This window comes from Exiguobacterium sp. s7, assembly GCF_018618195.1.
Classification (GTDB): domain Bacteria; phylum Bacillota; class Bacilli; order Exiguobacteriales; family Exiguobacteriaceae; genus Exiguobacterium; species Exiguobacterium mexicanum_A.
Genome location: NZ_JACSLO010000001.1, coordinates 25,817 through 45,669, shown reverse-complemented (window position 1 = coordinate 45,669; position 19,853 = coordinate 25,817). Strand labels below are relative to the sequence as shown.

Genomic DNA, 19,853 nt, shown 5'->3' with positions numbered 1-19,853 from the left:
TCTTTTGAGCCGCGTCGTTTTTTCATTTCTGGATGCGGTTGATCTCGACACCAGCTGTCTCAAGCATTTGGTTGATGACATACCCTGCTGCGACGAGGCCGGCGACCGATGGGACGAACGCGTTCGAACTCGGCGGCATCTTCGCTTTACGGATCGGGGCATCTTTCTTCCCGACGACCTCGTTCACGTCTTCGCGTGTCACGATCGGCGACTCGTCTGAAAAGACGACCGGGACGCCTTTATGGATGCGCTCTTTACGGAGACGCGTCCGGACCATTTTGGCGATCGGGTCGTATGTCGTATCCTTGATGTCGACGACTTTGATGCGCGTCGGGTCCATCTTGTTGGCCATGCCCATGCTCGAGATGACCGGGATGCCACGACGTTTGCACTCGACGATCAAGTGGATCTTATAGATGATCGTGTCCGAGGCATCGATGACGAAGTCGAGGTCTTGCGCGAAGAATTCCTCGAACGTCTCTTCCGTGTAGAACATTTTTAATTTGACGAGCTCGAGCTCAGGGTTGATATCGAGGAGGCGTGTCGCCATCGCTTCGACTTTCGGTTGCCCGACCGTCGATAAGAGCGCGTGAATCTGGCGGTTGACGTTCGTGATATCGATATCATCTTTATCGACGAGCACGATTCGTCCGACGCCACTGCGTGCGAGCGCCTCGGCCGCGAACGACCCGACACCGCCGACACCGAGGATGGCGACCGTCTTCCCTTTCAATGTTTCTAAACCTTCTTGACCAATGGCCAACTCATTACGTGAAAACTGGTGTAACATACTCTTCCTCCAAATGAATCCTATTTTCTCACACTATTTTACTCGGAATTATAATCAAAAAAAAGACGCCTAGCGACGTTTTACAATAAAATCGATGGGACCCGGAGTGCCGTGACGATGCCCTGCTTTTGAACCTGCTTAAGCAGGTGGGTGACCTAGCGTCCCCTTCACAAGTCCTCCTGCACGTGATGAGGCAGTTGATCTGGATAGCAGTTCGGTCTCCCGTATTCAAAGTGTTGGCTCAAAATAACGAAGGCGGCTCTCGTACACCTCAGGTATCCCATCTGTTGAACTTACTATAGCACTGTCTGTAAAAAGAAGTCAATCAGAAACGATGACTTCTCGTGACAGTTTCGTCACAACCACATGTTACGAAACGCACCGGTCGGGTCGTACGTATCTTGTTGCCGACTGACGTTGAAATGCCGGTCGCGTGAGTCGTTGCCGACACCGGCCTGGTACGCCCAATTACCGTAGTTGCTCGCGACATCATAGTCAATCAGCGTCGATTCGAAATAGGACGCGCCGATGCGCCAGTCTTGCCCGAGTTCTTTCGCGAAGTAGCTCGCGACGATTTGACGGCCCCGGTTCGACATCCATCCCGTCGCGTTCAACTCACGCATGAACGCATCGACAAAGTCGACGCCTGTTTCACTCGCCTGCCAACGCGCGATGACGTCAGGGTCGACGCGCCACGTCTTTCGTTTCGAACGGATTCCTTGGGCCCGGAAGAGTCGTTGACCTTGCTCGAGTGCGACCCATTGAAAAAATTCACGCCAAAGCAGCTCAAAATAGAGCCAATACGTCGACTCATTCGCCCCCTGTGACCGCTCATGTTGCTCGAGCTCGTGCAGCACCCGGCGCGGTGAGAGCGACCCGTTGGCGAGATAAGCCGACAGCTTCGACGAGTCGTCGACCCCGAAGCCGTTTCGTGTCTCTTTATACGTCCGGATTGGTCCCGCCAAATAGGCCGTGAGCCGCTCCCGCCCTGCCCGCTCCCCGCCCTTGAATGGGAACGCGGTATGCTTGCCCTGCTCGACTCGTTCATAGGTGACAGGGAAATCAATCGGATATGCTTCCCCTTCACGCGTCCGGTCGAATCGCTTTTCCGGTCTCGCATCAGCTTCGACAGCTTTTCGAAACTCAGTGAAGAGGAATGGCATGCGCTCGAACGGGATTTCTGCCCGCGGATAGAGCGTGAAGCCGTCAAACGCCTGACACGAGCCGCACCACGCGGTCATGATTTCTCGTTCGCGCAGCCGTTCGTTAAAACCGATCGATCGCTGGAACAATAGCCGGTCGTTCGGGTCGAGCACGTCGAGCGGATGCCCGACATGGACGAACAGAGGGATGCCGAGCGTTGCGAGCGACCCGCCTAAATCTTCGAGCGCCTCGTTCAAAAATTGGAGCCGTCTCGGTCCTAGCGGGGTATGCCCGAATCGGTTCTCTGAGAGCTCATCTTCCCGGATGAAATAATGCCCTTCAATCGTGTCCTCGTGTCGGAGCGCCTCCTCGAGCGGACGATGGTCATCGACCCGCAAATCGTTTTGATACCAGATAATCGTCTTCATTGATTTCGCCTCCTGACCTCATTATGGGTCATGAATGCTTGTCTTACATAAGGTGAAGCTGTCCAAAATATGTTTTCATTTCCGCAACGGGTGGAATATACATCATTAGAAACAGAAAGGGGTGCAACAACATGGCTAGAAAAGGTAAATTTGGTACACTCATTAAAGTCGCGACAGCGGTCGCACCGTTCGTCTACGATTACTATAAAAAGAACAAAGCAAAAAAAGCTTCGACACCTAAAAAGTGAGCAAAGCGCTTCGGACTTCGTCTGAAGCGTTTTTTTCTTGTCGTGAAACCAACTATGATATGATGATGGAACATTTTAGGGAATCGAGGCGACGAACATGCACGCGGTATGGGTACAATCTTTACGAATCAGCTTGAAGTGGACGTTGTTCATGAGCGGTCTATTCCTGCTCGCCCTCGGGTCATCGATGATGATCACGGCCGACCTCGGCGTGTCGACGTGGGACGTGCTCCATCTCGGCCTCGCCCGCCACACACCGATTTCCGTCGGGACGATCATCTTGCTCGTCGGTCTCTTGCTCGTCTTCTGCAAGTACATACTGGACCGGATTCGGCCCCAGTTCGGGACGCTCGTCAACGCCGTCTTCGTCGGGGTGTTCATGAATTTGATTCTCGAGCGCCACTGGTTGCCGCAACTGGACGGCATCGCGCTCAATATCGCCTGGCTCGTCCTCGGCATCTTCGTCATCGGCATGGGTGCCGGCTTGTACGTCGCCATCGGCTACGGAGCCGGCCCACGGGACGGATTGACACTCGCCTTGGCCGACCGATTCAACACGTCGGTCCGCATGATGCGGACGTGGATGGAACTGACGGCTTGCCTCATCGGCTGGGTACTGGGCGGACCTGTCTTTTTCGGGACTTTGCTGTCGATTTTCTTGATCGGTCCGTTCTTCCAGTTTTGGCTTGAACAGTTCCGGCGTCTCGTCTCGGTCATCGACCGGGCGAAAGTGGCGGCATAAAAAAGAGAGGAAATCGGACATCATCGTCCGGTTTCCTCTCTTTTCGTTATGGGACGAGGACGATTTTTCCGAACTTGCCGCGCTGTTTGAAATACGCCTGCGCATCCCGTGCCTCAGCGAGCGGGAACGTCCGGTCGACGATCGGCCTGACCTTACCAGCTTTAATCGCCTCGAGCATCGTTTGGAACTCCGCGCGTGTGCCAAGCACGGAACCATACATGGTGATGTGTTTCAAATACATCGTCCGGAAGTCGAGGTTCGTCTGTTGCCCCCCGGCCGAACCGGAAATACAGAACTTACCGCCATTCTTCAACACCTTGAGCGCTGTCGCGAACAAGGCATCGCCGACGACGTCGAGTACGGCATCGACCGGTCCTCCGTTCGCCTCGAGAATCTCATCGGCAAGCCTCTCGGAGCGGTATGAAAAGACATGGTCCGCCCCAAGTTCCTTGAGCTTCGCTTCATCTTTCAAGTCCCCGACGATGGCGAACACGTTCGCCCCATGCACGTTCGCCGCGATTTGGACGTTGAACGAACCGACGCCACCGCTCGCACCCGTGACGACGATCGTCTGCCCCGGCTGAATCTCAATCTGTTCGTTCATATGCCACGCCGTCAACCCGCTCACCGTGAAGACGGCGCTGTCAACGAAACTGTCGAGCGGCATATCGAAACAGAGCTCTGCCGGCCAGACGACATATTCGGCGTATCCGCCGTCGTACTCGGAGCCGATGAACGACATATCGTCAGCGATATGCTCGTCCCCTTCCGGCCCGCTCGATGTGAACGGGAATAGGACGACGTGACGTCCGACCATCGTCTCCTCGACCCCACTGCCGACCTCTACGACTTCACCCGTGATATCGGAACCAGGAATACGCGGGAATTGGACCCCTTCCGGCCGCCAGCCCGACTCTTTGTCCGTCCCATACGCGCCTTCTCGCATCCAAATCTCGGTATTGTTAATCCCGCACGCTTTCACGCGCACGAGCACTTCCCCTTGTTTCGGGCTCGGAATCGGGACATCGACGACCTGTAATTGATCGACGTCCCCGTAACCGATGACCTGTATTGCTTTCATCACTTGTTTTCCTCCTCATCACAACCATATTCCTGTCTATACCCTCTCACGTACAACAGCCACCAGGAAATCCGGTGGCTGCTCGTTTTTATAATTGTTGGCGTCTCAAGAGTCCGGCGAACACGCCGCCTTTCATGCTCAATTCATCGTGCGTCCCGTCCTCTACGATGCCGTCAGCGGTAACGACGAGGATGCGGTCAGCATTTTTCACCGTCGCCAAACGGTGGGCGATGATGAGCGTCGTCCGGTCGGCCGCGAGTTCATTGAGCGAGTCTTGAATAATTGCTTCCGTCTCCGTGTCGAGCGCGGATGTCGCCTCATCTAATATCAAGATTGGCGGATTTTTGAGGAACATGCGGGCGATGGCGATCCGTTGTTTCTGACCGCCCGACAGTTTCAAGCCTCGCTCCCCGATTTGCGTCTCGAGACCATGCTCGAGCTCCTCGACGAGCGAGTTCAAATGCGCCTTCTCGACCGCATGCATAATCTCCGCGTCGGTCGCGTCCAGTTTTCCGTAGGCGATATTCTCACGGAGCGTCCCGGCGAACAAGAACACGTCTTGTTGCACGATCCCGATTTGGCGGCGCAGACTCTCTTTCGTCATATCACGGATGTCCATGCCGTCGATTGTGATTTTCCCACTCGTCACGTCATAGAAACGTGGGATGAGCGAACAGATTGTCGTCTTCCCGGCCCCACTCGTCCCGACGAGGGCGACCGTCGTTCCGGCCTTGATGTCGAGGTCGATGTCGGTCAACACTTGCCGATAGTCCGAGTAGCCGAACGAGACGTTTTGGAAAGCGATGTCGCCTTTCAGTGCCGTGACGTCGACGGCATCCGGACGGTTCTCGATGTCCGGTGCCTCGTCGAGGAGTTGCGTGAATCGTTTGAAGCCCGCCATCCCTTTCGGGTACATCTCGAGGAGGGCCGTGATTTTCTCGATCGGCTTGATGAGCAAGTTCATATAGAGGATGAACCCGACGAGCTGACCGTATGAGAGTTGTCCTTGGTACGTCAAATATGCGCCGTAGACAAGGACGAGCAGCGTCATGAGCCGCGTCGTGATGTAAATCCCGGCGAGCGACTTACTCATGACACGATACGCCTCGATTTTCGAGCCGCGATAAAAATTGTTATCTTTTTGGAAGCGGTTGATTTCGAACGTCTCGTTCGTGAACGATTGGACGACGCGTGCCCCAGAGACGCTGTCTTCGACGCGTGCGTTCACTTCGCCGATGTTCGTATACATCTTTTGCCACGCCTTGTTCATGTTCTTGTTGGCATACGTGATCATGATGACGAGGAACGGCACGGCGACGACCGTCACGAGCGCGAGTTGCGGGTCAATCGAGAACATGATCCCGAACGCACCGAGCAGCGTCATGATGGCGATGAAGAAATCTTCCGGCCCGTGGTGCGCCACTTCGCCGATATCGAACAAGTCGTTCGTCACCCGGCTCATCAAATGGCCGGTCTTATGGTTATCGAAGAAACGGAACGATTGTTTATGGATATGGGTGAACAGTTCTTCCCGCATATCGGTCTCGATATTGATGCCGAGCTTATGCCCCCAATAGTTGACGACGTACTGCATCATCATGGCGAGTATGTAAAGGATGAGCAAGCCGATGCTGATGATGATAATCCAGTTCCATTCCCCACCTGGCAACAAATCGTCGATGAACCATTGCACGGCGAGCGGAAAGCCGAGCTCGAGCAGACCGACGAGGATGGCGAACGAGAAATCGAGGATGAATAACTTCTTATGTGGACGGTAATAACTAAAAAAACGTGAGATCATGTCGTTTCCCCCTTCTAAACAAATAGTTTACGCCTTTTTGCAGGAAGTGGAAAACGGGAAGCACGTCTTTTTCAATCTTTTTTCCAGCGCGGTATAATAGACATAAGGAGCTGATTCAAATGAACGTACAAATTACAGAACGCGCCCAAGAGCGGATTGACGCTTTAAAAGGCGACCGTAAGGGACAGATGCATTTGTTTTATGAGACGGAAGGTTGCGGCTGCGGCAATAGCGGCATCTTCGAGATTCGCTACGTGACCGAAACGACACCGGAAGACGTCGAGATTGATTCGAACATCGGCCCTATCCTCATCAAGAACTGGACGAAAGTGTTTCTCGACGAAGACATGATCATCGACTATCGCGAAGATAAACGATCGCTCGTCTTGAAGAGCAACGGCCAAGTATTCAACTCGAACTTGCTCGTGACCGACGGGACCGGTTGCCAGTTGAACGTCCCGAGCCGATGAAACAGGCGTTACGAGACCATCCGAGCCTCTGGCTGTGGTTCATCCTCAGCTTCGGGCTCGGCTTGTTCGGCATCTACCTCGCTTTCACCGACTCCGTCTATACGATGACGGCCGTGATCGCCTCGCTGTTCGCTTTCGGGTTCGCGCTTCAGCAGACTAGTAAACGAATGGATAATTAGGGAATATAAGGTTTTTATTCCAATCCACATGATATAATTTCTAAAAAGGGAGATATCTCATGTGGTTTAAAAACAAAATGCTTAACTATCCGACAGCGCTCTGGGGCGTATTTATTACAGGGCTATGGGTTTGGTTCAGCATCCGATTTGAAGATACTTTATCTTCACTTTTCGTGAATCTGACGTATATCGGTTTTATGTTAGCTTTGCTTCTTCTCGCTACGGTGATCCTCCGATCAATCAAATCTAGAAGCCGGACGAATCATAAAACGAGTAGATGAAGCAACAAAAATCGTCACTTCCATAACCGGAGGTGACGATTTTTGGTTTCCATGTCAGTTCACATCGATGGTGTAGAACGTAATCAACCCGCCATCCCCAAGTTCGGCATAGGCGATTTGGCCATCACGATAGATCGGCTTGGACGTCGTGCCGCCTCGACTCGGCAAATACGAGACCGTCGCTTCATTCAAATCCGCAACTAATAAGCGATTCATGCCTTCACGGAATAGGATTCGCTGATTCGGCAAGAAACGAAATGAGTCAAATGTAATCTTTGACTGTGTGCTTTTATGTTGGAACTGTTTCGCTCCCCCCGTCAGCCCTACAAAATCGGCACGTCCTTCTTTTCCAAGAGCAACATAGTCCGCACCTGTTTCAAAGTCGACCAACGCGCCCATGTCTTCGTCAAACGTTCCATCGAGCGTGGTTAACTTTGTCGTCTTTTCCCCATTAGCGAATGAGCTTCGATGGACGATGACACCGTCCTCACTAACTCTGTAATCGAATACGTACTCGCCATCTCGTTTCTCCCCTTCTTGAAGCGTGTACGTTTGAATCGTTTCCACCGTGGCCGTATCATACAAATACTGCATCACCGCCGACGTCGTCATCGTTTCTGATGCCTCATAATCAACCCATGTAACGCGATCATCCGATGCATTCAAATGAGGAACGGGCGTCTCGAACATACTGACCCCGTTATACAGTTCAGTCAGTTCCGATGCGTCGAGCTTCATCCGGAAAATGGACCAAGCATATCCATTGTCTTCAGTCAGTTCGTATTCAATCCAAAATATTTCATCTTTGATGCCGACGAGACTACCAATTGTTCTCGATGTCTTATGTAACGACCGATTAGTTGCTTGTTCCGTATCATACACGTAGATTTCATGGCCGACTTCACCGACAGAATCCGTATAGACAATGTGTTCATCGACCATATGCTCCGGTGCAATCATCGCGACTTTATGTTGGAAGAACGATGATAGGTCATAGTCCTTCACTGCCCCGATTGAGGCGTCCTCGGCAACGGGACGCAATCGAATCATTTCCGAATCTTCCGATTTAGCCTCCTCGACGGTCTGGTCAACTTTCGGCGTCGCTTCCGTTTCTTGATTACATCCTGCTAAGATTGTCGTCAATCCAATCACCAACCCGATCGATCGAATAATTTTTCTTGGTTTCATGCTTCCCCGGCTCCCCCATCTTCATCATACAATTTATTCCATAACTATATCACCTTTCCACTTATTCACATATACGCAAAAAGACCCGCCAAGTGACGGGTCCTTGTGACTAACTATTATTTTTTCTCTTTCACCGCTGTCCGAATCGACAACTCCTCGAGTTGTGCATCCGCGACCGGGCTTGGTGCTTGTGTGAGCAAGTCGCTCGCCGACGCCGTTTTCGGGAAGGCAATCGTGTCACGAAGGTTCGAACGACCCGCGAGGATCATGACGAGACGGTCGAGACCGAGGGCGATACCTGCGTGTGGCGGTGTACCGTATTCGAACGCTTCGAGCAAGAAGCCGAACTGGTCGACCGCTTCTTGTTCTGTGAAGCCGAGCAATTTGAACATGCGCTCTTGAATGTCGCGCTCATAAATCCGTTGCGATCCGCCGCCGAGCTCATACCCGTTCAAGACGAGGTCATAGGCGAGTGCGCGTACGCTCGCTGGGTCCGTCTCAAGCAAGTGGAGGTCGTCACGGTTTGGCATCGTGAACGGGTGGTGGTTGGCGTAGAAACGGCCGTCTTCTTCTTCGAACGTGACGAGCGGGAAGTCCGTCACCCAAAGGAAGTTGAACTTCGACTCGTCGATGAGACCGAGCTCATGACCGAGTTTGACGCGAAGTGCGCCGAGGCTGTCGGCGACGACAGTCGGTTTTGACGCCACGAAGAGGAGCAGGTCGCCCGCTTCCGCGTTCGTCGCTTCCATCAACTTCTGGGCGTACGTCTCATCAAAGAACTTGGCGATCGGTCCGTTCAAGCCTTCCGGCGTCACTTTGAGCCAAGCGAGGCCTTTGGCACCGTATACGGCTGTGAACTCTTGAAGCTTGTCGATGTCTTTACGCGAGAACTTGTCCGCCTCGCCTTTGACGTTGATCGCTTTGACTTGTCCGTTTGACTCGAGGGCCATATCGAATACTTTGAAGCCGGCACCCGTGACCGCGTCGGCGACGTCGATGAGTTCGAGACCGAAACGAGTGTCCGGTTTGTCTGAACCGAAACGGCGCATCGCTTCTTCGTGTGTCATCCGCTCGAACTGGGCCGGCGTATCGGTGCGACCGAGCGTCGCTTCCATGACTTGCCCCATCATCGATTCCATCATCGCCATCAAGTCTTCGACGTCCATGAAGCTCGTCTCGATATCGACTTGCGTGAATTCCGGTTGACGGTCGGCCCGAAGGTCTTCGTCACGGAAGCAACGTGCGATTTGGAAGTAACGGTCGAACCCGGCCACCATGAGGAGCTGTTTGAACAACTGTGGTGATTGCGGGAGCGCGTAGAACTCGCCGCCGTGGACACGGCTTGGGACGAGATAGTCACGCGCGCCTTCTGGTGTCGATTTCGTCAAAATCGGCGTCTCGACTTCGAGGAACTCCTCTTCCGTCAAGAAGTTACGAATCGTGTTCGACGCCTTCGAACGGAGACGGAACGTCTCTTGGAGCGCCGGACGACGGAGGTCAAGGTAACGGTATTTGAGACGGAGGTCTTCCGATACGTTCTCGGCCTCGTCACCGATTGGGATCGGTGTCATCTTCGCCGCGTTCAAGATGTTAATCTCTGAAGCGATGACTTCGACGTTTCCGGTCGGCATGTTCGGGTTCTTGTTCTCACGTTCGAGGACTGTCCCTTTGATATCGAGCACGTATTCGCTGCGAATCGATTCGGCGAGCTGGTGCACCGCTTCGTTTTCCGGGCGAACGACGACTTGGACGATGCCTGTGCGGTCACGAAGGTCGATGAAGATGAGGCCTCCGAGGTCGCGACGTTTTTGTACCCATCCTTTAAGTTGTACCTCTTGGCCGATGAGTGACTCTGTCACGCGGCCGTTCATATGTGTGCGTCCAATCATTGTCCTGCTCCTTCCGATAGTTCACGAATTTTGTCTGCGACGGCCGAGAGCGGCACGTCGACTTGTTCCCCGGTCGCCATGACCTTGAGGGAAGCTGAGCCGCGTTCGACTTCATCGTCTCCGAGGATGACGGTGAACTTCGCGTTCAAGCGGTCGGCTTGTTTGAATTGGCCTTTGAACTTGCGGCCGAGGTAATCGCGGTCCGCCTTGAAGCCTTCGCTGCGAAGCAGTTGCAACAGGCGTGTCGCCGTCACTTCGACTTCCGTGCCGCCTTGGGCGACGACGAAGACGTCAAGTCCCGTCTCGAGTTCAGGAAGTACTCCTTCGTTCTCAAGAGCGAGGATGAGTCGCTCGAGCCCGATCCCGAAGCCGATGCCCGGCATGTCCGGTCCGCCGATGTCTTGGACGAGACCGTTATAGCGTCCACCGCCGCAAAGCGTCGTGATGGCGCCGAAGCCTTCTGCTTCCGACATGATCTCGAACGCCGTGTGCGTGTAGTAGTCGAGACCACGGACGAGCGTCGGGTCGACCTCGTAGGCGACACCGAGCGCGTCCAAGTGTGCGAGGACTTTCTCGAAGTACGTCTTCGACTCTTCGTTCAAGAAGTCGAGAATCGATGGTGCCAATTTCATCGACGGGTGGTCGCGGTCGACTTTACAGTCGAGGACGCGAAGCGGGTTCTGGTGAAGCCGCGTCTGGCAATCTTGGCATAACTCGTCTTGGACCGGCTCGAAGTGACGGATGAGCGCTTCGCGGTGAGCGTTGCGGCTCTCGGCGTCACCGAGCGAGTTGACGACGACTTTGATTTTTTTAAGCCCGAACGATTTGTAAATCGTGTAGGCGAGGCTGATGACCTCGGCGTCAACGGCTGGGTCGCTACTGCCGATCGCCTCGACACCGTATTGGTGCAGTTGGCGGAACCGTCCTTTTTGTGGACGTTCGTAGCGGAACATCGGTCCCATGTAATACAGTTTCGTCGGCTGGTCAGGGCTACCGAACAGCTTGTTCGTGACGAAGGCGCGGACGACCGAGGCCGTCCCTTCCGGACGGAGCGTATACTCGTCCTTGCCTTTCTTGACGAGTGTGAACATCTCTTTTTGGACGATGTCCGTCGTCTCGCCGACGCTTCTTGTGAATAGGTCGGTCGTTTCAAAAATCGGGGTACGAATCTCTTTATAGTTGTAACGGGCGCTGATGTCGCGTAGTTTCTCTTCGACATACTGCCACGTCTCGACCGTGCCCGGAAGCAGGTCTTGTGTGCCGCGTGGTGCTTTCATCCAATTTCCCTCCTTAGAATACAAAAAGGCCCTCGTCCGCAAAGGGACGAGAGCCTGTTAAAGTTTCCCGTGGTACCACCCTCGTTGCAGAGCCAATGCTTGAAACTCTGCCACTCGAAATCGGTTAACGCCCGATGAAACGGCTCCCCCTACTAAGCGTTCAAGGAAGCACCTCCAAAGTGTCGTTCGGGTCATCATCCAGTCGATGCTTTCAGCCTAGGCATCGCTCTCTTTGCTGGTGGGGTGACCGTACTCTTCTTTATCGCAGGTGTTAGGTTATATGGTTCATGATGCCGAATCGTGCCCGCTTCTGTCAAGCGTTTTTTTCGAGCATGAGCGTGACCGGTCCGTCATTGACGAGTGCGACGTCCATCATCGCCCCGAACTGTCCGGTCTCGACGACGAGCCCGTGCGTCCGCAAACGCTCGTTGAACTTCTCGTAAAGACGTTCGGCGATGTCCGGCTTCGCTGCTTGCGTGAACGCGGGACGACGGCCTTTCTGCGTGTCGCCGTACAGCGTGAACTGTGATACGGACAATACTTTCCCGTCGACGTCTTGAATCGATAGGTTCATCTTCTCGTCCGCGTCCTCAAAGACACGGAGTCCGGCCACCTTGTCGGCGAGCCAGTTTACTTCCGTCTCGGTGTCCTCGTGGGTCACCCCGACGAGGAGCAGATAGCCGGCCTCGATTTGGCCGACCGTCTCCGCGTCGACGGTGACCGAGGCTTGTTTCACTCGTTGCAACAATACACGCACTGAAATCTTCCTTTCGTTACGTCATCATGACTCGGCTGACCGAGTACACGTCCGAGATTTGCTTGATCCGGTCGACGACTTTTTGCAGATGGTTCACGTTCGGAATCGAGATCGTCATCGAGATGCGGGCCTGTTTGTTCTGGTCCCCGCGCCCGCTCACCGCCACGATGTTCGTGTTCGTCGCCGAGACGGCTTGAAGCACGTCGTTCAAGAGCCCTGAACGGTCGTAGCCTGTGATCTCGATGTCAACGTTATAGTTCTTCTCTTTTGCTTGCCCGGCTTCCCACTCGACCGTGAGGAGCCGCTCCGGATGCTGCTCATTGATGATGTTCAAGCAGTCTTTCCGGTGAATCGACACGCCGCGTCCGCGCGTGATATACCCGACGATTTCGTCGCCCGGTACCGGGTTACAGCATCGGCTCATGCGGATGAGCATATTGTCGATCCCTTTCACCGAGACGCCGGCCTCGGCCGTCTTCTTCTTCGGTGACTGACTGACTTTCAATTCGTTGATCGCGTCCGACAGTTCAAGTTTCGGTTCTTTCCGCTGCTTCTCCGTCAACTTGTGGGCGACTTGCGCCGCCGTGATGCCATGATACCCGACCGCGGCGTACATCTCTTCTTCGTTCCCGAAGTTGAACTTCTCGACGACGACGGCAAGCGACTGGTCATCGATCACTTCTTTCGGTTCGAAACCGAGCTTCTTGATTTCGACGTCGACGAGCTCTTTGCCTTTCTCGACGTTCTCTTCACGCTGTTGGCGCTTGAACCATTGGCGAATCTTGTTCTTCGCTTGGCTCGAGACGGCTAGTTTGAGCCAGTCCTTGCTCGGCCCGTAGCTGTGTTTCGACGTGATGATCTCGATGATGTCACCCGTCTCGAGTTTATGGTCGAGCGGCACCATCCGTCCGTTCACTTTCGCGCCCGTCATCCGGTGACCGATTTCGGTATGGATGCGGTAGGCGTAATCGATCGGGACCGAGCCTTTCGGTAACTCGAAGACGTCCCCTTTCGGTGTGAAGACGTAGAGCATATCGCTGAAGAAATCGACTTTGAGCGATTCCATGAACTCCTCAGCGTCGGTCGTATCTTTTTGTAGCTCTAAAATCTCGCGCAGATGGGCGATTTTTTCATCGAACCCGTTCGTCGCGACACTCTTTCCTTCTTTATAGGCCCAGTGCGCGGCAATCCCGAACTCGGCGATGAAGTGCATGTCCTTCGTACGGATTTGCACTTCGAGCGGCTCACCCTTCGGTCCGATCACCGTCGTGTGGAGCGACTGATACATGTTCGGTTTCGGCATGGCGATGTAGTCTTTGAACCGGCCTGGCATCGGCTTATATTGCGTGTGGATGATGCCGAGGACGGCGTAACAGTCGCGAATCGAATCGACGATGATTCGGACGGCCATCAAGTCATAAATTTCATTGAACTCTTTTTTATGCTTCACCATCTTGTTATAGATCGAGTAGATATGCTTCGGACGACCGTTGACGTCGGCCTCGATGCTCACGTCCTCGAGGACGGTGTTCACTTCCGTGATGACCGATGTGACGAGCGCTTCCCGTTCGGTCCGCTTCTGTTTCATCATTGAGACGATCTTATAGTATTGCTGCGGGTTGATATAACGTAACGAGATATCCTCGAGCTCCCATTTGATCGTCGAGATCCCCATCCGGTGGGCGAGCGGGGCGAAGATTTCGAGCGTCTCTTCCGCCTTTTGCACTTGTTTCTCTTTCGGCATATGTTGAAGCGTCCGCATGTTGTGCAGACGGTCGGCAAGCTTGATCAAGATGACGCGCACGTCTTCTGCCATCGCGATAATCATTTTACGGTGATTCTCAGCGAGTTCTTCTTTTTTCGATTTATATTTGATTTTACCGAGCTTCGTCACTCCATCGACGAGCATGGCCACATCGACACCGAACTCATCGGCGAGTTCTTTGAGCGTGACGTCCGTATCCTCGACGACGTCGTGCAAGAGCGCCCCGATGATGGTCGTCGCGTCTAACCCGATATCAACGAGAATACCGGCCACTTGGACCGGATGCAGAATGTAGGGTTCGCCTGAACGTCGGAACTGACCGGTATGATGCAGTTTGGCGTATTCGTAAGCGCGTCTTACTTCGGCAATCTCGTCTTCACCCATATACTCCCCGAGCGCGTCGAGAAGGTCCTCAATACTTACGATTTGTTTTTTGGTCATAACATTCGACACCCTTTTTCTTACCGCTCCAATCGACTCGGACAAGTCGCAGCATGGTAGTAGTTAACGTACGTGGTTGTTCTAATTTTACTTACTATTATCGAAAAAATCTGACGACCTGTCAAAGGTTGTGGGTTGTTTTACTTAAAAAACTATTTAAAAAAGGGAAGCCATCGCTTCCCTTTGATTAATCTTCGTAACGGATGAGTGAGAACACGTCGTATCCTTCGAGACGCTCACGTCCACCAAGTCCATCAAGCTCGATTAAGAATCCGATCCCAGCGACGACGCCGCCGAGCTGTTCAATCATTTTGATTGTCGCTTCGATCGTTCCGCCTGTTGCGAGCAAGTCATCTAAGATGACGACTTGTTGGCCCGGTTTGATCGAGTCTTTGTGCATCGTCAAAATGTCTGTGCCGTATTCGAGTCCGTAAGAGACGCGAACCGTCTCACGTGGCAACTTGCCTTCTTTACGGACCGGGACGAACCCGAGCTCAAGTGCGTACGCTGCCGGGCAACCGACGACGAAACCGCGTGCCTCAGGGCCGGCGATGAGTTCAGCACCGCGCTCCTGTGCGTAAGCGATGAGCTCGTCGACCGCTTTTTTATAGGCCGGGCCGTCTTGCATGAGTGACGTGATGTCCTTGAAGCTGATCCCTTCTTTTGGGTAATCCGCTACTTCTTTAATATGCTGTTTGAAATCCATTTTATGTGTAAGCCTCCTGCATCTTGTTCGATCGCAATGATTGTAACCGCTCTTTCAGTTCTGCCAACGACGCATAGATGAAACGCTCCTCGAGTTGGACTCGTCCGACTCGGCGCTTATAACATGGCGCTTCGGTCAAATCACGTTTCGGCGCTTCTGGATTCACTCCAGGCAGTCCGTCTTCCATTGTAACAAGAAATTCGAGTTCAGAGAATACTTGATGCATAAATTGAATCGTATTTTTTGACCATTTTCGCTCGATTGACAAACGAATCAAGTTTTCGCGGAGGTTTTTCCGTTCGCACGTCGCCATGTGGACGTAATATGTTCGGAAATCTTCTCGCGTCGGCAACTTCTCAAAAAATGAGCCGCCTTGTCCGAACGCACAGTACACGCGCTCGACGTCTTCGGTCAACATGTCCGCGAGCACATCTTCCTCGTCCGGCAAATCGAGCAGGACGACGAATGGTTTGAGCGGCGTGCTGAGGTCGTGGAGCGGGAAGTCGTCCCGGCCTTGGAATGATACGAACGACGTCGTCTCGCCCGGAAGCTGTTTCAATTCGTCGAGCGAGTTTTTCTTGCCTCGGTAGTCGAACACTTGGAAACCGTCGACACGGATGTCTTGAATCATGAGCTGCGGCTTGCGCATCCCGTTCCATTCATTGACCTGCAGACTGCCCATGACCGAAACGTTGGCCATCTTCGAAATTTCGGAGACGACGTGACCGAAGCCGAAGCCAATCCCGTCGAGCTCTCGTTTGTCCCCGGCGAGCTGGACTTTCAAATGGGTATTGTCGCGCCCGATTTGACGAATGTCACGCAGGCGCGCATCCGCTACGACGACACGCGGTGATGGATTGCCCATCCCGAACGGGGCGAGCTTGCCGATCTCTGCAATCAAATCGAGCGAAACGTCGTTCACGTCAAGTTTCAAGTCGACATTCACGCGGGCGACGAACGTCTCGTCCGGAATCGATTCGGCCTGTTCGTTCAGACGCCGGCGCAGTTCGGCCACGTTCTCCGATAACAAGGTCATCCCGGCTGCGGCCGGGTGTCCGCCGAAGTGCGGCAAGATGTCTTCATTTTTCGACAGTTCTTTGAACAAGTCGAAACCGTCGATCGAACGGCCCGACCCCTTCGCCTTCCCTGTTTTCGGGTCGTGGCACAACAGGATGACCGGACGATAGTACGCCTCGACGAGTCGTGAGGCGACGATCCCGACGACACCCGGATTCCATCGTTCGCTGGCGACGACGAGCACGCGGTCGTCCGTCATCGAGGCCTCGACGAGTTCCGTCGCTTCTTTGGCGATCGTCTTGACGATGTCTTGACGTTCTTTGTTCTGTTTGTCGAGCTTTTGAGCCAATTCGAGTGCTTCCTCGACGCTCTCGGCGAGCAACATTTGGAGCGCCGGCATCGCCGAGTCAAGACGACCGGCAGCGTTGATGCGCGGTCCAAACGCAAAACCGACCGACTCTTCGTTCAATGTCCCGTCCGTCAATGCGCACACTTCGCGGAGCGCGAGAATGCCTGGACGTTTTGAGTCATCGAGCGCCTTCAGACCAAGCTTCGCGAGCAAACGGTTCTCCCCGTCGAGCGGGACGAGGTCGGCAATCGTGCCGAGCACGGCCAAGTCGAGCAACTCTTCCGGCATCCGTCCGAGCACGGCATGGGCCACTTTGAGTGCGACGCCTGCCCCGGCGAGCTTGTCATACGGATATGACGGATCGATGTGAGGATGGATGATGGCGAATGCATCTGGGAGCGTCTCTTTCGGTTCGTGGTGGTCGGTGATGATCAAATCGACACCGAGCTCTTTTAAGAGCGCCGCCTCTTCGATTCCTGAGATCCCACAGTCGACCGTGATGATGAGCGTGAACCCTTCACCCGCGGCCCAGCTGAACGCCTCTTTGTTCGGACCGTATCCTTCCGTGAACCGGTTCGGGATATAACATTCCGCCATGACACCGATCTCGGTCAAGGCGTGCCACATGACGGCCGAGGCGCTGACACCATCGACGTCATAGTCGCCGTAGATGAGCACCATCTCCCCGTCATCGGCCGCGCGTTTCAAACGGTCAACGACTTTGTTCATCTGTTCAAATAAGTACGGATCGTGGAACGTCAACTCGTCCTCGATGTGCAGGAACGCCTTCGCCGCCTCGACGTCACGGTGCCCCCGCTGCATGAGGAGCGTCGCGAGCTGCTCCGATATATTCAATTCTGTCTGTAGCTGTTCAACCGCGGCCGTATCCGTCTCCGGATACACCCATCGTTTCTTTGCATGATACATAGTCCTTCACTCCAATCAATTGTTGATTATATCAGAACGAGCGAGTGAAGTGCCGTCTTGACATTCAAAAAAGGTCCCCCGAACGATGCGGGAGACCTGCTGTTACGCCTCTGGGGCGGTTTCTTTCTTTTTGTTGAGCGACATGCCTTTGAGGAGCATCCACAAGTACGAGGCGATGAAAATCGATGAGTACATCCCCATGACGAGACCGATGAGCAACGCGATTGAGAAACCACGGATTGACTCGGCACCGAACACGTACAAGGCGATGACCGTCAAGAGCACGGTGACGACCGTGTTGACCGAGCGGACAATCGTCTCTTGAATCGACGTGTTGACGATGTCACGATACACGTCCATCGATTTGATTTTCCGTTCTTTCTCATACGCTTGGATGTTCTCACGGACGCGGTCGAACGTGACAATCGTATCGTTGACCGAGTAACCGATGATCGTCAAGATGGCGGCGACGAAGTACAAGTTGACCTCGATACCGAAAATCGAGAACGCCACGATCATGAAGAACGCATCGTGAAGCATGGCGACGACCGTTGCGACCGCATACGAGAATTGGAAGCGGAACGTGATATAGAGGATAATCCCGAGCGACGCGAGTGCGACCGCATAGATGGCATTCCGAGCGATATCACGGCCGACTTCGGCCGACACGGTGCTGATGTTCGGGTCGTTCCCGAACGTTTCCGTGAACACGGTCTTCACCGACGCGACTTCGTCTTGAGCGAGCTGGCCGACGAACGTCACGTTGGCGAGCGTTCCGCCTTCCGCGTATTGGACCGACGAAATCTCTTCATCGACACCGGCTTCTTCAAATGCCGACGCCAATTCTTCTTGCGATACTTGTGATTCGGTCAACACTTCGACCCGGGTACCGGATGCGAAGTCAATCCCGAGGTTCAAGCCACGGAAGAACAAGATGCCGAGACCGATGATGACGACGGCACACGAGACGATGAACATCGTGCGCATATGTTTCACATAGTTTAATTCAGTGAGCTTAAAGTTCACGGATTTCACTCTCCTTCACACCAAACCAGCCTTTTCGTTTGTCGAACAGACGACTCGAGACGAGGAGGTGCATCAAATAACGCGAGATGAAGACGTTCGAGATGAACGTCATCGCAATCGAGATCATGAGCATGATGGCGAACCCACGGACCGAGCTCGTCCCGAAATAGAACAAGACCGCTGCCGAGATGAGGGTCGTCAAGTTGGCATCGATGATCGTACTGAGCGAGCGCCGGTTCCCGGCACGGAATGCCGAGAGGACCGACTTCCCTGACCGGAGTTCATCCTTGATGCGCTCGGCCGTGATGATGTTCGCATCGACCGCCATCCCGACACCGAGGACGAGAGCGGCAATCCCAGGGAGCGTCAAGACGGCGTTAATGCCGTTAAAGAACAACATAATCAAATTGATATACAAAATGAGCGTGATGATCGAGACGAGACCGGGTAAACGATAGAAGAACAACATGAACAAGAAGATGGCTGCGATCCCGATGAGAGACGCGAACACGGTCTTGTCGAGCGCGTCTTGACCGAACTGGGCCGAGACCGACGTCGAATAGATTTCTTCAAGTTTGACCGGGAGCGCCCCGGCGTTCAAGATGTCAGCGAGACGTTGACCACTCTCGGCATCGATGCCGCCACCTGAGATGATGGCTTTATCCGATAGGATCGGAGACGTGACGGATGCATCCGACACGATCTTCGAGTTCTCTTTTTGAATCTCTTCGGCGTACGTGTCGCCTTCTTCATAATCAAGCCAGATGACGAGCCGGTTTTCCGGTGCCGGACGCTGGGCAATTTGCGACGTGACTTCACCGAACTGGTCCGCCGATTGCAACGTCAGTTCAACGACCGGGTTGCCTTGTGGGTCATAGCTGAGTGCTGCGCCACGCGGAGCGAGGTCTTTCCCGTCAAGGAGGACGTTATCATCCACATCGCGGAACGTGAGCTGGGCGGTCGACGAGAGCACTTCACGGGCGTCGTTTTGATTCTCTACGCCAGCGAGTTGGACGCGGATGCGATTCTCATCTTCAATCCGGATGTCCGGTTCCGAGACACCGAGGACGTTGACACGGTTGTTGATGGCGCGAACGGTTGCATTCATCGCTGATTGATCGATGACATCGCCGTCTTCGAGCGGCTGGACTTCGTACAGCACTTCGAACCCGCCTTTAAGATCGAGGCCGAGGTTCGTGTTCTTGACGACCCATGGCGTCGACAAGGCGGCGAGCAGGATCGTTGCAATCATGATGACCGCAAAGATCGCGATATTCCCTTTTTTGTACATACGACAAATTCCTTTCTAAACACATGTTCTCGTAAAAAAACTTCTCTCGTTAACATT

16 protein-coding genes, 1 other RNA gene and 1 other annotated feature are annotated in these 19,853 nt (G+C 53.9%); of the genes, 3 read left to right on the top strand and 14 right to left on the bottom strand.

Annotated elements, in window-relative coordinates; translation table 11 throughout:
• Positions 1-22 precede the first annotated feature (22 nt).
• From KNP79_RS00230 to KNP79_RS00220, 3 genes are all read right to left on the bottom strand, one after another.
• Positions 23-790: a tRNA threonylcarbamoyladenosine dehydratase gene (locus KNP79_RS00230; protein WP_034776899.1), complete on the bottom strand. Its 768-nt coding sequence runs from the start codon at positions 788-790 to the stop codon at positions 23-25.
• Positions 791-884: 94 nt separating this feature from the next.
• A non-coding RNA gene (ssrS, locus tag KNP79_RS00225) (6S RNA) lies at positions 885-1,071 on the bottom strand.
• A gap of 75 nt (positions 1,072-1,146) precedes the next feature.
• Positions 1,147-2,361, bottom strand: a complete 1,215-nt coding sequence (locus KNP79_RS00220; protein ID WP_215190850.1) for a DASH family cryptochrome — start codon at positions 2,359-2,361, stop codon at positions 1,147-1,149.
• A 345-nt stretch (positions 2,362-2,706) separates the two neighbouring features.
• Here KNP79_RS00220 and KNP79_RS00215 point away from each other — a divergent pair, with 345 nt between their 5' ends.
• The gene (locus tag KNP79_RS00215; RefSeq protein ID WP_214797081.1) at positions 2,707-3,351 is read left to right on the top strand and encodes a YczE/YyaS/YitT family protein; all 645 of its coding nucleotides are present in this window, start codon (positions 2,707-2,709) and stop codon (positions 3,349-3,351) included.
• 46 nt (positions 3,352-3,397) lie between these two features.
• On the opposite strand, the gene KNP79_RS00210 is transcribed toward KNP79_RS00215, so the two are convergent.
• The gene (locus KNP79_RS00210) at positions 3,398-4,432 is read right to left on the bottom strand and encodes a zinc-binding dehydrogenase (RefSeq protein ID WP_215190849.1); all 1,035 of its coding nucleotides are present in this window, start codon (positions 4,430-4,432) and stop codon (positions 3,398-3,400) included.
• 88 nt (positions 4,433-4,520) lie between these two features.
• A complete protein-coding gene (locus tag KNP79_RS00205) occupies positions 4,521-6,233 on the bottom strand; it encodes an ABC transporter ATP-binding protein (RefSeq protein ID WP_215190848.1) in 1,713 nt (570 codons plus the stop codon).
• Positions 6,234-6,352: 119 nt separating this feature from the next.
• On the opposite strand from KNP79_RS00205, the gene KNP79_RS00200 reads away from it, so the two are divergent.
• Both KNP79_RS00200 and KNP79_RS00195 read left to right on the top strand, forming a co-directional pair.
• On the top strand, positions 6,353-6,703 hold the full coding sequence (locus tag KNP79_RS00200; protein ID WP_034776892.1) for an iron-sulfur cluster biosynthesis family protein: 351 nt from the start codon (positions 6,353-6,355) through the stop codon (positions 6,701-6,703).
• Positions 6,700-6,882 carry a hypothetical protein gene (locus KNP79_RS00195; RefSeq protein WP_215190847.1) on the top strand — a complete coding sequence of 61 codons (183 nt, stop codon included), beginning with the start codon at positions 6,700-6,702 and terminating at the stop codon, positions 6,880-6,882. Before KNP79_RS00200 ends, KNP79_RS00195 begins: the two co-directional genes overlap by 4 nt.
• Before the next feature lie 335 nt (positions 6,883-7,217).
• On the opposite strand, the gene KNP79_RS00190 is transcribed toward KNP79_RS00195, so the two are convergent.
• The 9 genes from KNP79_RS00190 to secD form a co-directional block, all read right to left on the bottom strand.
• A complete protein-coding gene (locus tag KNP79_RS00190) occupies positions 7,218-8,351 on the bottom strand; it encodes a hypothetical protein (protein ID WP_215190846.1) in 1,134 nt (377 codons plus the stop codon).
• A gap of 116 nt (positions 8,352-8,467) precedes the next feature.
• Positions 8,468-10,240, bottom strand: a complete 1,773-nt coding sequence (gene aspS / locus KNP79_RS00185) for an aspartate--tRNA ligase (RefSeq protein ID WP_214797085.1) — start codon at positions 10,238-10,240, stop codon at positions 8,468-8,470.
• Positions 10,237-11,517 (bottom strand): histidine--tRNA ligase, encoded by a 1,281-nt coding sequence (gene hisS, locus KNP79_RS00180; protein ID WP_214797086.1) that lies wholly within the window; start codon positions 11,515-11,517, stop codon positions 10,237-10,239. The genes aspS and hisS overlap by 4 nt, the downstream gene beginning before the upstream one ends.
• Before the next feature lie 39 nt (positions 11,518-11,556).
• Positions 11,557-11,792, bottom strand: a binding site (T-box leader).
• Between the two features lie 38 nt (positions 11,793-11,830).
• A complete protein-coding gene (gene dtd, locus KNP79_RS00175) occupies positions 11,831-12,274 on the bottom strand; it encodes a D-aminoacyl-tRNA deacylase (RefSeq protein WP_034776885.1) in 444 nt (147 codons plus the stop codon).
• Positions 12,275-12,290: 16 nt separating this feature from the next.
• A complete protein-coding gene (locus KNP79_RS00170; protein ID WP_371743396.1) occupies positions 12,291-14,423 on the bottom strand; it encodes a RelA/SpoT family protein in 2,133 nt (710 codons plus the stop codon).
• 244 nt (positions 14,424-14,667) lie between these two features.
• Positions 14,668-15,186, bottom strand: coding sequence for an adenine phosphoribosyltransferase (locus KNP79_RS00165; protein WP_034776883.1), 519 nt, complete (start codon positions 15,184-15,186; stop codon positions 14,668-14,670).
• 1 nt (position 15,187) lies between these two features.
• A complete protein-coding gene (gene recJ, locus KNP79_RS00160) occupies positions 15,188-17,479 on the bottom strand; it encodes a single-stranded-DNA-specific exonuclease RecJ (protein ID WP_215190845.1) in 2,292 nt (763 codons plus the stop codon).
• 102 nt (positions 17,480-17,581) lie between these two features.
• Positions 17,582-18,505, bottom strand: coding sequence for a protein translocase subunit SecF (secF, locus tag KNP79_RS00155; protein WP_215190844.1), 924 nt, complete (start codon positions 18,503-18,505; stop codon positions 17,582-17,584).
• Positions 18,495-19,796, bottom strand: coding sequence for a protein translocase subunit SecD (gene secD, locus KNP79_RS00150; RefSeq protein WP_200881475.1), 1,302 nt, complete (start codon positions 19,794-19,796; stop codon positions 18,495-18,497). The genes secF and secD overlap by 11 nt, the downstream gene beginning before the upstream one ends.
• Positions 19,797-19,853: the final 57 nt, after the last annotated feature.